We start from the raw sequence: 13,456 nt of genomic DNA, 5'->3' as shown, positions 1-13,456 counted from the left end.
TCGTCGATGCCACGGCGGCGTCGCCCATGAACTTCACCCCCATCGCGCACGGCGCCGACGTGGTCCTGCATGATGCCACGTACTTGCTCGAACCGCACGGCGAAGGCGAGGCGGGCGTGGTGGCGGGTACCGAGGGATTGGTGGAGGAGGTGCGTCTCAAGATGGAGACGTGGGGCGCGGTGCCGAATCCGCTTGCGCATGTGCAGCTCGACCGCGGACTCGCCACCCTCGAGGTACGCGTCCAGCGACAGAATGCGACGGCGCAGGCACTCGCCGCATGGGCTGAGCGCCATCGCGACATTCGCGCGGTCGAATGGGCGGGACTGGCTACGCACCCCGACCATCCATTGGCCGAAGAGTGGTGCAAGGGACCGGGCTCACAGGTGCACCTCCGGCTCGACGAGGCGCACGACGCGTGGCGCGTCGCCGCACACGCGTCTGATCGACTGGCCGACACTCGTGGTGGCCGCAACGTGATCACACGGATCACCGAGGGCACGGAGCCTGGATGGCTACGAGTCCAGGTGGGGCTCGAACCGGTCGACACCATCATCGCTGCGCTGATTTCCGCGCTGACGACGACTTCATTGACCTCCAGCTAGTCCATGTCCGGCATCCTCCGCGTAGCGAATGTGTCGAAGGAGTATCCCCGTTCAGGGATGGCCCTGCGCGATGTCTCCTTCGAAATGCAGAAGGGCGAGTTCGTGTTTCTCGTCGGGCACTCCGGCGCCGGCAAGAGCACGTTGCTCAAGATGCTCACGATGGCCGAACGCCCGACCGCCGGGGAAGTGCGCGTGTCGGGGTACTCGAGCTTCTCCATCAAGCCGCGAGAGATTCCGAAACTTCGCCGTCGCCTCGGCGTGGTCTTTCAGGACTTCAGACTGCTCCCCGACCGGACAGCTGAACAGAATGTCGCGTTCGCGCTGGAAGTGACCGGTTCCCCGCAGGCGCAGATCGCTCCCAAGGTGGCCCGCCTACTCACTCAGGTGGGACTCGCCTCGCGGGCTACGGCCTACCCGCACGAGCTCTCCGGTGGCGAGCAGCAGCGCGTCGCGATCGCCCGGGCGCTTGCCAATGACCCGTTCCTGCTGCTCGCCGACGAACCGACCGGCAATCTCGACGATCGCGCGACACATGCGATCTATCTGCTGTTGCGGGAGATCAATGCCCGCGGCACCTCGGTGCTCATGGCGACGCACGACGTGGGCATGATCCAACGCGCCGGCCTGCGCTGTCTCGAGCTTGAGCGGGGGAAGCTCGTGTTCGATGGCACCGACGTGGCCACACTGGTCGCCAACATGCGCGGGCGGCGGGGGTAACGCACACATGAGACTCGCCTTCCGCGAAGTGGGCCTCGCATTCCGTCGCGCGCCGCTACTGGCCATGCTCGGCGTGGTCACCATCGGCTTCTCGCTGTTCGCCTTCGGGCTGTTCGGCCTTGTCGCGATCAACATCCGCACCGCCCTGCGCGAAGTGGAGGATCGCGTGGAGATCCGTGCCTTCCTGGTGGAGGGCGCGAAGGACGTGCAGATCGAAGAGCTGATTCAGCGAATGCAGAAGAATCCGGCGGTTGCCGAGGTGGGATATGTAACCCCGGACTCGGCGCTCGCCCGCGCCAGAGCCGAACTCGAAGAGTTCCGTGACGTGATGACCGGCGCGTTTCTTCCCGGCAGCGTGGAGCTTCGACTGAGGGAGGGGCAACGCGATCCGCAGACCGTCGCCGAGCTTTCGCGTCGGCTCCAGACCTACCCCGTGGTCGAGGAGGTCCGCTACGGACGCGAGTGGGTGGAGAAGCTCTACCGCATCCGCAACATCGCTGCGCTGGTGGGCACGGTGCTCGGGGGCGTCTTCGCACTCGTCGCCGTGATCATCATCGGCAGTACGATCCGCATGGCGATCCTCGCCCGCACGCGCGAGATCGAGATCATGCGCCTCGTCGGGGCCACGAACATGTTCGTGCGTTTGCCGTACCTCATCGACGGCGCGCTGAAAGGGGTGCTCGGTGGCGGACTCGCCGTCGCGATGAGCTGGGGCACCACCGTGATTCTCGGACAGTCGCTCATACAGACACAGTTCTTCGACGGTCGCCAGATTGCCCTGGGTATCGTGGCTGGCGGTCTGCTTGGTCTGCTCGGCAGCTGGGTGTCGGTCGGGCGCCATCTGCGACAGGTATGGCGCGACTGAGCGCCAGCCCATGTCACGCCGGAACGCGCGCATGAGCATCCGCGGCACCCGGTGGCCTCGCCACGTGGCTGCGTGGGGCGTTGCCGTCTTGGCCGTCACCGCCGCCCCACAGTGGGCAATGGCGCAGCGGCCGGCGTCACCGTCGGCGCAGCCGCCCTCCACCGAGCAGCGACTGCGTCAGCAGCAGGACACCCTCGACAAGTTGCGGCGCGAGCGCTCCGACCTCGAGGCCCGCATGAGCCAACTGCAGCGCAGCGCGCGTTCGCTCTCCGACGAAGTGAACAACCTCGAGGCGCAGCGCCAGACGACGCGCCGCCTAGTGGCGGCGCTCGATCAGCAGCTCGAAACGATCAACGAGGAAGTCATCAAGGCCGGCGCGGGTCTGGTGCGCGCCGAACAGGAGCTCGAGGGCAAGCGCAACGCCCTCCAGCGTCGCATGGTGGAGATCTACAAGCGCGGCAGCCTCTACGACGTGGAGGCCATGTTGTCAGCGCAGTCATTCGCCGGTCTCGTGGCGCGGTACAAGTACTTGCACGAGTTGGCGCTCAACGACCGCAATCTCGTACGTCGGGTTGAGGGCCTGCGCGACCAGATCATCACGCAACGCATGCTGCTCGTGCGCCTTCAGGACGAAGTCGGCCGCAACCGGCAGGAGAAAGATCGCGAAGCCCGGCGTCTCGCCCAGCTGGAGACGCGCAGTCAGCGCAACCTCACGGCCGTGCAGCTCACCGCGCAGCGCACCCGCGAGCGGTTGCAACAGCTGTCGCGCGACGAGTCGCGCATTGCCAACGCGATCAGCACTCTCGAAACCGCACGGCGTCGCGCCGAAATGTCGCCCAACGCGCGACCGGCGACGCCCTCCACGATTCGCACGAGTGATCTCGGCCGACTCGACTGGCCGGTGGACGGCACCATCATCTACCGCTTCGGCCGCGTCATCAACCCCAACAACACGACGACCCGCTGGAACGGCATCGGTATCAGCGCTTCCACGGGGACGAGCGTGAAGAGTATTTCGGCCGGTGAAGTGGTGCTGGCCGACAACGTGGGAACCTACGGCCCGACCGTCATCGTCCAGCATGGTGGCGGTGATTACTCCGTGTACGGTTCCCTCCAGAACATCGCCGTACGGCGTGGCCAGCAGGTGACGAAGGGGCAGCTCATCGGTACGGTGGGCGCCACCGACCCGGAGCTTCCACCGCACCTGCATTTCGAAATTCGTCCGAAGGGACGCGCCATCGATCCGCTCGAATACCTGCGCGCCAAGCGCTGACCGCACCGAACGCTCTCATGCCTGCGAAGAAAACCGCCCCTGCCACGAAGCCGAGCACCCGCAAGCCGGCCTCCCCCAAGGCACCGCCCATCGATGCCCCCATTGTGGTGGACGCCGGCGATTGGACGCGCGACGGCGCGCCACTCGGGGCACACGTATCCATTGCTGGTGGCACCTGGGAAGCGGCGGCGCGAGCGCGCGAGATCAGCGCCACCGGCGCCCAGGTGTTCACCAAGCAGGCCAATCGCTGGGCTGAGCGCGAGATCGAGGCCGAAGAGGCGCAGCGGTTTCGTGCGGCGATGGCGGAAACGCAGGTGCGCTGGATCTGTGCGCACGATTCGTATCTCATCAACCTCGCTTCTCCCGACGCGGAGCTGCGCGCGCGGTCCATCGAAAGCTTCAGGGCGGAGCTCCGCCGCTGCCATGCGCTCGGACTCGACGCCGTCGTGTCGCACCCGGGCAATTTCATGGATGACCGCGCCAGCGGGATCGCCCGCAACGCCGACGGCATCGTGCAGGCTCTCGAAGCCGAGGGGGGACCCACGAAGCTCCTCATGGAGCTCACGGCCGGCCAAGGCACGGTGCTGGGCTCGACTTTCGAGGAGATGGCCGATCTGCTGTCGCGCATCCCCGCCCCGCTGCGCGCGCGCGTCGGGGTGTGCCTCGACACGGCCCACGTGTGGGCGGCGGGCTATGACCTCGTGAGCGACTACGACGGGGTGTGGCAGCGTTTCGGGGATGTGATCGGCTTCGAGCAGCTGGGGTGCCTGCACCTCAACGATTCCAAGGCAAAGCTCGGTTCGCATCTCGATCGGCACGAACTCATCGGCGAAGGCACGATTGGCGGCGAGGCGTTCCAGCGGATCATGACCGACACGCGCCTGGCCCATGTGCCCCGTATCATCGAGACGCCCAAAGGCGATACGCCCGCCGAACTCGACGGGCGCATGCTCCGGACCCTGCGCGGTTACACCAGCTGAGGAGTCGCGCGCTCGCGCTCGGGACAGCCCCACGTACCGGTGTGCGGCGACCTCGCGCGATTCGGCACGCTATTCGTGGCGCCCGACGCTTGAGCAGGAGGGGTAAGAAGGGCAGATTTCCTATGTCTGGCTGAGCGGCGCCCAAATGGATGCCGAAGCTGGGTATTGCACGAACTCCCCACCGAACTTCATGCGGCCCTGCGCCACCGTACCGGTGCAGCGCCGCTTTCCGCTTTCCATGAGGGTCGCACGCATGGCGACACAAGTCTCCCCGTCCGCTCCCGTTCGCGAGAGTGCTGCCGGTCTTGCCCCGCAGGGTATTGCCCCCTCCGGCAAAGTTCACTGGAACTTCGTTGCTCCGGAGCTGATCGAAGCGGCCATGCGCCGTGGTGAAGGCACGCTGGCCGACATGGGGCCCTTCGTCGCCGTCACGTCGCCGCATACGGGCCGTTCCCCGAACGACAAGTTCGTAGTGAAGGAGCCGTCGAGCGAGGCCGACGTGGATTGGGGCAAGGTCAATCAGCCCATCACGCCGGAGCATTGGGCTACGCTGAAGACCGACGTGCAGCAGTATCTGAACGGCCTCGATGAGCTGTTCGTACAGGATCTCTACTGCGGCGCCGATCCCGCGACGCGCCTCAGCGTACGCTACATCCTGCCGAATGCGTGGCATGCGTCGTTCGTGCGCAACATGTTCATCCGCCCCGACATCGCGGAGCTGGCCACTTTTGCGCCGAACTTCACCGTGTATCACGCGCCGGAGTTCCAGGCCGATCCCGCGAAGCACGGGACGCGCACCGGCACGTTCATCGTGCTCAACCTCGCGGAGCGCGCGATCCTCATCGGCGGTACGCGCTATGCCGGTGAGCTCAAGAAGGCGATGTTCACCGTGATGAACTACCTGCTGCCGAAGCAGGGCGTGCTGTCCATGCACTGCTCCGCGAACATTGGCGCGGAAGGAGAGACGGCGCTGTTCTTCGGTCTGTCGGGTACCGGCAAGACCACGCTGTCGGCCGACCCCGAGCGCGGACTCATCGGCGACGACGAGCATGGCTGGTCGAGCGAGGGCACCTTCAACTTCGAGGGCGGCTGCTACGCCAAGGCGATCAACCTCTCGGCCGAAGGCGAGCCCGACATCTACCAGACCACGCAGATGTTCGGCACGATCCTCGAGAACGTCGTGCTGAATCAGCCGACGCGCACGGTGGATTTCGCCAACCAGAGCATCACCGAGAACACGCGCGCGTCGTATCCGCTCCATTACATCAAGAACCACGTGCCGAGCGGGCGCGGTGGGCACCCCAAGAACGTCGTCTTCCTTACGGCTGATGCGTTCGGCGTGCTGCCGCCCATCGCGCGCCTCACGCCCGAACAGGCGATGTACTACTTCCTGTCGGGCTACACGGCGAAGGTGGCCGGCACCGAGCGCGGCGTCACCGAACCGCAGGCCACGTTCTCGGCGTGCTTCGGCGCCGTGTTCCTGGTGTGGCACCCCACCAAGTACGCCGAAATGCTCGGCGAGCTGCTCCGCGAGCACGGCTCGCAGGTGTGGTTGGTGAACACCGGCTGGAGTGGTGGCGCCTACGGTGTGGGCCGCCGCATGAAGCTCGGCTACACCCGCTCCATGGTGCGCGCTGCCCTCAGCGGAGCGCTCGACGGCACCGAGTTCGGCACCGATCCGGTATTCGGGCTGCACATCCCGAAGTGGGTCCCCGACGTGCCAGGCGACGTGCTCGACCCGCGCGGCACCTGGGCCAATGGCGCCGAATACGATACGCAGGCGCAGAAGCTCGCCGGCATGTTCCGCGAGAATATCCGCAAGTTCGGCGACGCGGTGTCGCCGGCAATTCTCGCGGCCGGCCCGCAGGGCTGAACACGACACGTAGACACGAAGGGCCCCGGTGCGCTGCACCGGGGCCCTTCGTGCTTGAGAGCGGCGCCGTCGATTACTTGAGACGCATCGTTTCGAGGAACATCTGGCGCCCTTCGCGGGCCGTCACGTAAAGCAGCCCATCCGGTCCAAACCCAACCACCTGCCGGCCACCGGGAAGCTTCACGCGCTCCACCAGCTTGCCGGCGGGCGAGATCACGTCGTACACAAGTGGCGGTTGATTGGCCATCGCCCCCATCATCGCCATCATGGCCGCGGGTGGCGGACCCTGTCGCGTGCTGTCGCGCGCCGCGCCGCGGGCACCGGCTGCACCAGCTGCACCGGTGGTCGGCGCGCCGCCCATCGGGGGCCCACCCATACCACGACCGCCCATGAAGGATTGGGCGAGCTGCGCGGACAGATTGGAGGTCGTGGGAACCACCCAAAGGTTGCCGTTGCGATCGGCAATGCTCGAACCCTGCCGCACCGGCGGATAGTAGTCCGGCAACTTGTCGGCGCTGATGGGCTCGAAGCTCATGCGGAAGCCACCGCCACCGCCCTGCCCCATGCGCTCCGAGGCCGCCTTGGCCATCGTGGCGAGCGAGTCGACGAGCTTGGTCTTCTCGTCATCGCTGATCCGCTTCCAGTCGAACGGCAGCTTGTCCGAGGCCACATGCGATCCGTCGGGACGATAGTAGTCCACGTGATAATCGAGCACGCGCATCACGGCGACGGTCCCGTCGGCGAGCAGCGCCCAGTCGTCGGCCTGCGGCAGCGGGTTGATCTTCACGGTAAGGCGGGTCGAGCCGTCTTCGCCGCGCGTCATCTGAGACTCGCTCTTCGGCACCTTCACGAAGGTGACCGTGTCCGCCTTCCGCGTATCGAAGTCGACCCGCACGATCGGCACGGAGTCGGGCTGGTTTGACGGGTTGAAGCCCCGACCACCGGGCCCCCCGAAAGGCTGTCCGCCACCGGCCTGCCCACCACTGAATCCGCCCACCGGCGCCGCGGCCTCACCGCCACCACCGCGGTTCTGCTGGTTCTGTTGGGAGCGATTGTTGTTGTTCCCCCCCTGACCACCGCCGCGAGCCCCACCGCGGTCGTTACCGCCGCCGAACATCATGCCAGCCATCCCCCCACCGCCGGGACCGCCGGTCCCGCCCTGGCGATAGTACAGGCGCCCCTTCGCATCGAACGCGTGCGAACCGAGGTTCACGTTACTGAGCGTGTTGATGTCGTTCGGACGCGGCGAGGCCATCACGCGAATGGTGCGCCCGTTCTTGTCGATCAGCACGAGCGACAACGTCGAGGCATCCACGACCAGCGTGGAGTCTCCGGTGTAAGGCAACAGGCCGATGGGGCGCTGCCCATACGGCATCAGCGAGCCGGGGGCGGTGTCGGCAATGACCGTGACGTTCTTGAGCGACGCGTCGAACTTGAGCAGTTGGCGGCGCTGCACGTCGTTCACGAACACCGAGCCATCGCTCAACGTACGCACCATGTTGGCGCCGCCAAGCGGTTGCGCGGAACGTGCGATCGCCGGCGTGGTTTCCCGCACCGGTACCTGCGCGGCCGGGCTGCTCGGCGGAGCATCTTGCGCCATCGCCGGCGTGACCGCAGTCGTCGCCGTGAGCAACACACCCACCGCGCTCCAGCGTGCCACGAGCGAGTTCGTGCGGGCCTTCGAAGTCATGGGAAATCCCATTGAGGGGTACGTCGGATCGATCATCATGTGATGCCGCACGCTCATCGCCGCCCCATACCGCCGCCCATACCGCCGCCCATGAAGCGGTTGCCACCCGCGGTACCGGAGCGGATACCCTGCAGGTTGCGCTTGTCCATGAACGGAATGAGCGACTCGGGCAGAATGCGGATCTGTTCTGGCGTCAGCAGCGTGCGGATACCAGGCGCCACCTTGATGAGCACATCCACTGCTGATTCACGCGCCCGACGATACTGGTTGTAGGCGTCGTCGTGGTTGTACTTGTCTGGCAGATTGGCGAGGAAACGCGCCACCGGCGTCCAGATGCTGTCGCTCTTGAGGACGTACAGTCGATTCAGCGTGGCCAGGCTATCGGCCTGCGTGCGCGTGAGCTTGAGCGTGTCGGCCTGCTGCAGGATCTGCTGCATGGGGTTGATGAGCCCCACACTCGCCGTCTGACGCAGCTGCTGCAGGCTGGGCTTGTTGCCGGGGCGGGTGCGACCGCGATCGAGCTGCTGCAGCAACTGCTGCTGTTCGCGCGTCGGACCGAGGTCCCAGCCCACCTGCATCGTGAAGGTGACCGGCGCCGACCGCTGCGTCGTCTGGCTCGGGCGCGTGCTGCCGAAGCGCTCGTTCACTTCGTAGCGGTAGCTGCCCGTCGCCGGGTTGAACCCACGGACGAAGAGGAGCGCGCCGTTGGACTGCGGATTCACGAACGAGCCCCACCCCTTCAACCCGCTCTCACCGTTGACGAGGCGATCGATGCCGTTGAGCGGGTTCGCCACCTGGAACGAGATGTTCGCGCGCTGCGGGAGCCCGAGCTTGAGCGAGTTGAACGAGATGTTCAGGTTCCCGCTCATCGACCAGGGGCCTTCGCACGAGTTGCGCTCGGCGAACTTGCCCAGCTGACTGCGGAGGCACGACGTGGCTTCACGAGTGCCGGTGGCCAGGAAGTTCTCGAGCCCCACCTTGAGCGCCGGGTCCGACGACAGCGTGGCCGGATCGAACACGAAGGCGCGATCGTTGCCGTAGCTGTCGCCGTTGACGTCCTGATTGATCGTTGGCGTGTAGAAGATGCCCGAGCGGAAGTTGCCGAACCATGAAATGCGCACGGCGTCCCACGCGTTGTAGCTCAGGGAGTACTGGAGCTGGTGGCGCGAGAAGTTGGAACCGCGCGACCACTCAATTCCGACCGGCGTGTTGACCGTGCTGCTGAAGCCGAGGAATTGCTCGCGGACATCGGCCAGCACATACGACAGGCTCCAGCTCCACCGGGTGTTGAACACGAACGGGCGGAGCGACGCGGTGAACTGCTTGCTTTCCGACTCCAAGTCGGATGTCTGCGCCGTGACGCGCCCGTACTGCTGGAACGACCGGGCCTCGCGCCACGCCACCTGCCCCGTGGTGGGCACGATGGCCGCCGGCGTCACGTAGACTGGGCGATTGCCTTCGTTGGCGAGCGTGAATCGCTGCAGATTGGGGAAGTTGATGTCCACGCCGCCCTGCTGGCGCTGGTTGCGCGAGAAGGTGGCGTCCATCGAGAAGTTGAAGCGGTTCTTGAGAATGGGTCCCTGCCAGCCGAGGTTGCCGCGCAGCGAACGCTGGGCGTAGTAGTCGGGCAGGAAGAGTGTCACGTTCGGCGCGCTGTTGGCGAACACCGTACCGCTCGTACCGTCAGCGCAGGTGCGCGGAATGTTGTTCACGTCGGCCGCGTACGACGTCCAATTGGGGACCGGCGTTGCCGCTCCAACGCACGTGAGCTGCTGCAACCCCGAGGGCAGACCGGTATTGTCGATCGCATTCGAGATGAGCTGCGTCCCCGGCGTATTCTGGAAGAGACCGATGCCGCCGCGGATGACCGCACGCGGCGCGCGAATCATCCCCGGCAGCAATGCCATCTGATCCGCCTGCCCCACCGTCCACGAAAATCCAAGGCGCGGGCTCACATACACGCGATTGGGCACCTCGGCATTGTCATAACCGAACTTGGCCAGCACGTCGGGGTTGGTCTGCGGCCCCATGTTGAACTGGTTGGCGTCCACGCGCACGCCGTACTGCACCTGCAGGTCGTTCGTCGGACGCCAGGCGTCACCCAGCGACATCGCCCCCACGTACTGACTGCCCTTGCGGCTCCGCGGCGACAGCAGGCGGGTGAACGAGGCCGGCCGATTGCCCTGCAGGTCGCCCAGCGTGTTGTAGGAGAAAGAACCGAACTCGTTGAAGTTGAACAGTGACGTGAACTCGTCGCGTCGCAGTTCCGTGGTGAGCTTCACGCGGTGGCGGTTGTCACTCGAGAACCATGACATCGTGTTGTTGCCGGCGAACGAACTGTTCCCGTTGGCATTGTTCAGCGCCGTGCTGCCCCCGAATTGCAGGTTCGTCACCGAGGCCGAGCCGTCGGCGAACTGCGAGTTCACCCGCACATTGCCCGAGGGGAGAAAGAAGAACGGATCGCCATCGCTCTGGCTGGTGCTGTACCCCACGGTGGTTTCGCTGAAAATTCCCTTCCAGCCGAGGAGACCACTGTGGCGCAGCTGCGTGGATCCGCCCCAGCTCGTGCGCGTCCCATCGCGCGATGGCGTGATGAGGCTGGTACCGCCGCCACCGAACCCACCAAACCCGCCGAATCCACCGGCGCCACCCACGGGCGACGTGCGGTTGAAGTTGCCGGACAGCGTGAAGGAATACGTGCTGCCGCGCGAGGAATTCTGCGGCACCCAGTCGAAGCTGTTGAGCGTGTTGATGCGCGTATTGATGCGCTGCGGGTCGTACCCCGCCACCGTGACCGGTACGTTCTCGGCGCCGAGGATATCGATAAGGCGCGTCACCGAATCGACCGACACGCCCGCCGCCGCGAAGCCCTCGGCGTTGCTGTTCGTCAGCGTCTGCAGGTCCTGAAGCCGGCGATCGAACTGAAACGACGTGTTGTAGAACATCTGGTCGGGCTTGAGCGGCCCCGAGGCCGATCCGCCCATCGACATGTTCGTGTACTGCTGCCCCGTGGCGACGCCGATGCGGTCAACCCACTGCAGCTGCGGCGAAATGAAGTTGCCACTCAATCGGCGCGTCACGAAGTTCGAGCCCGAGCGGGTGCGCACCTGCAACTGACCGCCGGAGAATCCACCGCGCGACACATCGTACGGCGACGTGTTGAGCGACGACATCACGTTGGCATCGCGCGGCAGCTGGGCGTCACCGAAGTTGAGGCCGTTGAGCTGCGTGTTGTTCTGATCGCCGCCGAGCCCGAAGACCGAGAAGGCATCGGCAGCCCCGTCCGCGCCGAGGAGCAGCTGCACCCCGGGAATGGCCGAGGCCATCGCGGCGAGGTCACCCATCTGTTCGGCGTTCAGAAAACCCGCCGTCTCGTCGCTGACACTCTTTTCCGATCCACCCACATCGGACACCGTGTCAGTTCGCGACACCGACGCGCGCTCCGTGACCTGCACGGCATCGAGAGTGATCGTGGCCGGGGCGAGACGCGCGTCGGCAATGAGGATTTCCTGGTCGGCCGTGCGCTTCACCTGATAGCGGCGCGGCGACAACCCGATTCCGGAAAACGTCACCCAGTAGTCGCCTTCACCGCCCGGGAACGAAATCGTGTAGCGCCCCTGCGCGTTCGTCCGCGCCGTGCGGCTCACATTGCCGGTGAGGGTGGTGGCGGTAACGAGCACATTGGGAATGGGGAGCGTGTCAGTGCCGGTAACGCGCCCGCGAATGATATCGACCTGCTGCGCCAGCGCGGAGCTCGACATCGCCATGGAGGCGACACAGAGCGTCAACGCGAGGAGCAGGCGCCGAAAAGACAGCAATGGAGTAGTCACGACGGTTGGACGAGTGAATCCTGAACTTCGTTAAGGCGCCGGGCTCGGCGACACTTCCCCGCCGCCCGGTCCTCATGTCAGATAAATGCGCTGCGAAGCTTTTTCGTTGCGCCAGCGTGTCGATATGCCGTACACGAGCGCTGGCCCCGCACGGTCGCAGCCGACAGGATCATTCCCCATTCGCCCCCGATACGTGGGCGCATACGCATGGCAAACGACAGGAACTGGGGACGAGGGGGAGGAAGTCGACGCCGAGCCGACCGGCCTCTGCCGTTCACGCCGCTGACGCCCCACTGACGCCCGTGCGCATATCTTTCTGCGCATGGAAATCCTGCGCGATCCCCTCTGGAACAACATTCGCCTCGACCCGCTCGCGCTCGCGCTGTTGGAAACGCCGGTGATGCAGCGGCTGCGCTACGTGCGGCAATTGGGGCTGGCCTTTCTCGTCTATCCCGGCGCGACGCACTCGCGCTTCGAGCACGCGCTCGGCGCATGGCATCTCGCGGGCATGGCCCTGCGTCTTCTGGACGAGGGTGGCGCACTACAGGGGGTGCCGGCCCGCGAACAACAGATCGTTCGAGCCGCGGCGCTGCTGCACGACGTGGGGCACTATCCCTTTTCGCACGCGCTCGAGGAGATCGGCGTCACCGATCACGAGGAAGTCGCCCGCCCCCTCATCACCGAAGGCCCCATCGGCGCGTGTCTACGCACGCACCTTGGCGAAGATGCGCCAGACGCGGTGTTCGCCCTGATCACCGGCCGGAGTACGTCTCCGCTACAGGGCCTCATCTCCGGCTCGATCGATCTCGACAAGATCGAGTATCTCAAGCGCGACGCGGTGATGTGCGGCGTGCCCTACGGGGAAATCGACGTCGATCGGCTGCTCAACTCGCTGGTCCTGGTGCGCGTGCCGGGACTGGGCGCCTCGATCGGCGTCCACGAAAAAGGGCTTTCCGCTCTCGAGTCGCTCCTGTTCGCGAAGTATCAGATGTACCGCAACGTGTACTGGCACCACGCCGTACGTAGCGCCACGGCCATGTACAAGCGCCTCGTGGCCGTCGCCATCGACACCGGGGCCGTCGCCGCCGACACGGTGGCACGATTCACCGACGAAGGGCTGCTGGTCCATCTGGACACGCCGTCGCTCGTGCCAGAAGCACGCACCCTGCTCGATGCCCTCCGGTCACGCCACCTTCACAAGCGGGCCTATGAATGTCCGGCCGCCCTGCTCGGCGACAATGTCGGTGAATGGATCGCCAGCGATTATCGGCTGACCCGACAGGTGGAGGACGCGTTCGCGCGCGAGCTCGGGCTGCCGCGCGGCGCGCTCCTGCTAGACTACCCAGCCAAAACGCAGATGCTTGGCGTGGACATCCCGTTGCAGCGCCGCAATGGCCCCGTCGCCCACCTCACGGTCGAAGGCTGGGAGGGAGAGCTCAATCTGCCCCGCTTGTCCGAAGAACTGTACCGGAGTGCCCGTCGCCTACGCGTGTTGACCCAGGATCGCCATCCGGTTCCGTCCGAGGCAGTGCTCCGCGCGCTTTGTATGAGTGCCGAGGCAGTGAGGGACGTCTTGCAGCGCGGGGAGCCCCTGCTGACATAGCGCGCTCTCAATATGCTCTTAAA

Annotated in this window: 9 protein-coding genes; 7 read left to right on the top strand and 2 right to left on the bottom strand. The window is 65.7% G+C overall.

Annotation, left to right across the window (positions count from 1 at the left end; genetic code table 11):
- The 6 genes from ACIQ6O_RS05895 to pckA form a co-directional block, all read left to right on the top strand.
- Window positions 1-602, top strand: a 602-nt coding sequence (locus ACIQ6O_RS05895; protein WP_396206853.1) for a PLP-dependent transferase, incomplete at its 5' end; no start/stop codon positions are given.
- A gap of 12 nt (window positions 603-614) precedes the next feature.
- On the top strand, window positions 615-1,319 hold the full coding sequence (gene ftsE / locus ACIQ6O_RS05890) for a cell division ATP-binding protein FtsE (protein WP_396206854.1): 705 nt from the start codon (window positions 615-617) through the stop codon (window positions 1,317-1,319).
- 7 nt (window positions 1,320-1,326) lie between these two features.
- Window positions 1,327-2,184, top strand: a complete 858-nt coding sequence (locus ACIQ6O_RS05885; RefSeq protein ID WP_396206852.1) for a cell division protein FtsX — start codon at window positions 1,327-1,329, stop codon at window positions 2,182-2,184.
- Window positions 2,185-2,194: 10 nt separating this feature from the next.
- Window positions 2,195-3,457: a murein hydrolase activator EnvC family protein gene (locus ACIQ6O_RS05880; protein WP_396206851.1), complete on the top strand. Its 1,263-nt coding sequence runs from the start codon at window positions 2,195-2,197 to the stop codon at window positions 3,455-3,457.
- Window positions 3,458-3,474: 17 nt separating this feature from the next.
- Complete coding sequence (locus ACIQ6O_RS05875) at window positions 3,475-4,437, top strand: deoxyribonuclease IV (protein ID WP_396206850.1); 963 nt, start codon at window positions 3,475-3,477, stop codon at window positions 4,435-4,437.
- Window positions 4,438-4,690: 253 nt separating this feature from the next.
- Window positions 4,691-6,310, top strand: coding sequence for a phosphoenolpyruvate carboxykinase (ATP) (pckA, locus tag ACIQ6O_RS05870; RefSeq protein WP_396206849.1), 1,620 nt, complete (start codon window positions 4,691-4,693; stop codon window positions 6,308-6,310).
- A 73-nt stretch (window positions 6,311-6,383) separates the two neighbouring features.
- On the opposite strand, the gene ACIQ6O_RS05865 is transcribed toward pckA, so the two are convergent.
- Together ACIQ6O_RS05865 and ACIQ6O_RS05860 are read right to left on the bottom strand one after the other, a co-directional pair.
- Entirely contained in the window at window positions 6,384-8,000 is a 1,617-nt protein-coding gene (locus tag ACIQ6O_RS05865; RefSeq protein ID WP_396206848.1) for a hypothetical protein, read from the bottom strand.
- Between the two features lie 53 nt (window positions 8,001-8,053).
- Complete coding sequence (locus ACIQ6O_RS05860) at window positions 8,054-11,767, bottom strand: carboxypeptidase regulatory-like domain-containing protein (RefSeq protein WP_396206847.1); 3,714 nt, start codon at window positions 11,765-11,767, stop codon at window positions 8,054-8,056.
- 385 nt (window positions 11,768-12,152) lie between these two features.
- Between ACIQ6O_RS05860 and ACIQ6O_RS05855 the strand changes: the two genes are divergently transcribed.
- Window positions 12,153-13,433, top strand: coding sequence for an HD domain-containing protein (locus ACIQ6O_RS05855; RefSeq protein WP_396206846.1), 1,281 nt, complete (start codon window positions 12,153-12,155; stop codon window positions 13,431-13,433).
- The last annotated feature ends 23 nt before the right edge of the window (window positions 13,434-13,456 follow it).

The organism is Gemmatimonas sp. (genome assembly GCF_044345575.1).
GTDB lineage: Bacteria > Gemmatimonadota > Gemmatimonadetes > Gemmatimonadales > Gemmatimonadaceae > Gemmatimonas.
This window is presented reverse-complemented; position numbering and strand designations above follow the sequence as displayed.

Excerpts from the sequence above, each read along its gene's own strand:
- ACIQ6O_RS05885 (WP_396206852.1), top strand. The coding sequence starts at position 1,327 with ATGAGACTCGCCTTCCGCGAAGTGGGCCTCGCATTCCGTCGCGCGCCG.
- ACIQ6O_RS05880 (WP_396206851.1), top strand. The coding sequence starts at position 2,195 with ATGTCACGCCGGAACGCGCGCATGAGCATCCGCGGCACCCGGTGGCCT.
- ACIQ6O_RS05875 (WP_396206850.1), top strand. The coding sequence starts at position 3,475 with ATGCCTGCGAAGAAAACCGCCCCTGCCACGAAGCCGAGCACCCGCAAG.
- pckA (WP_396206849.1), top strand. The coding sequence starts at position 4,691 with ATGGCGACACAAGTCTCCCCGTCCGCTCCCGTTCGCGAGAGTGCTGCC.
- ACIQ6O_RS05865 (WP_396206848.1), bottom strand. The coding sequence starts at position 8,000 with ATGACTTCGAAGGCCCGCACGAACTCGCTCGTGGCACGCTGGAGCGCG.
- ACIQ6O_RS05860 (WP_396206847.1), bottom strand. The coding sequence starts at position 11,767 with ATGGCGATGTCGAGCTCCGCGCTGGCGCAGCAGGTCGATATCATTCGC.
- ACIQ6O_RS05855 (WP_396206846.1), top strand. The coding sequence starts at position 12,153 with ATGGAAATCCTGCGCGATCCCCTCTGGAACAACATTCGCCTCGACCCG.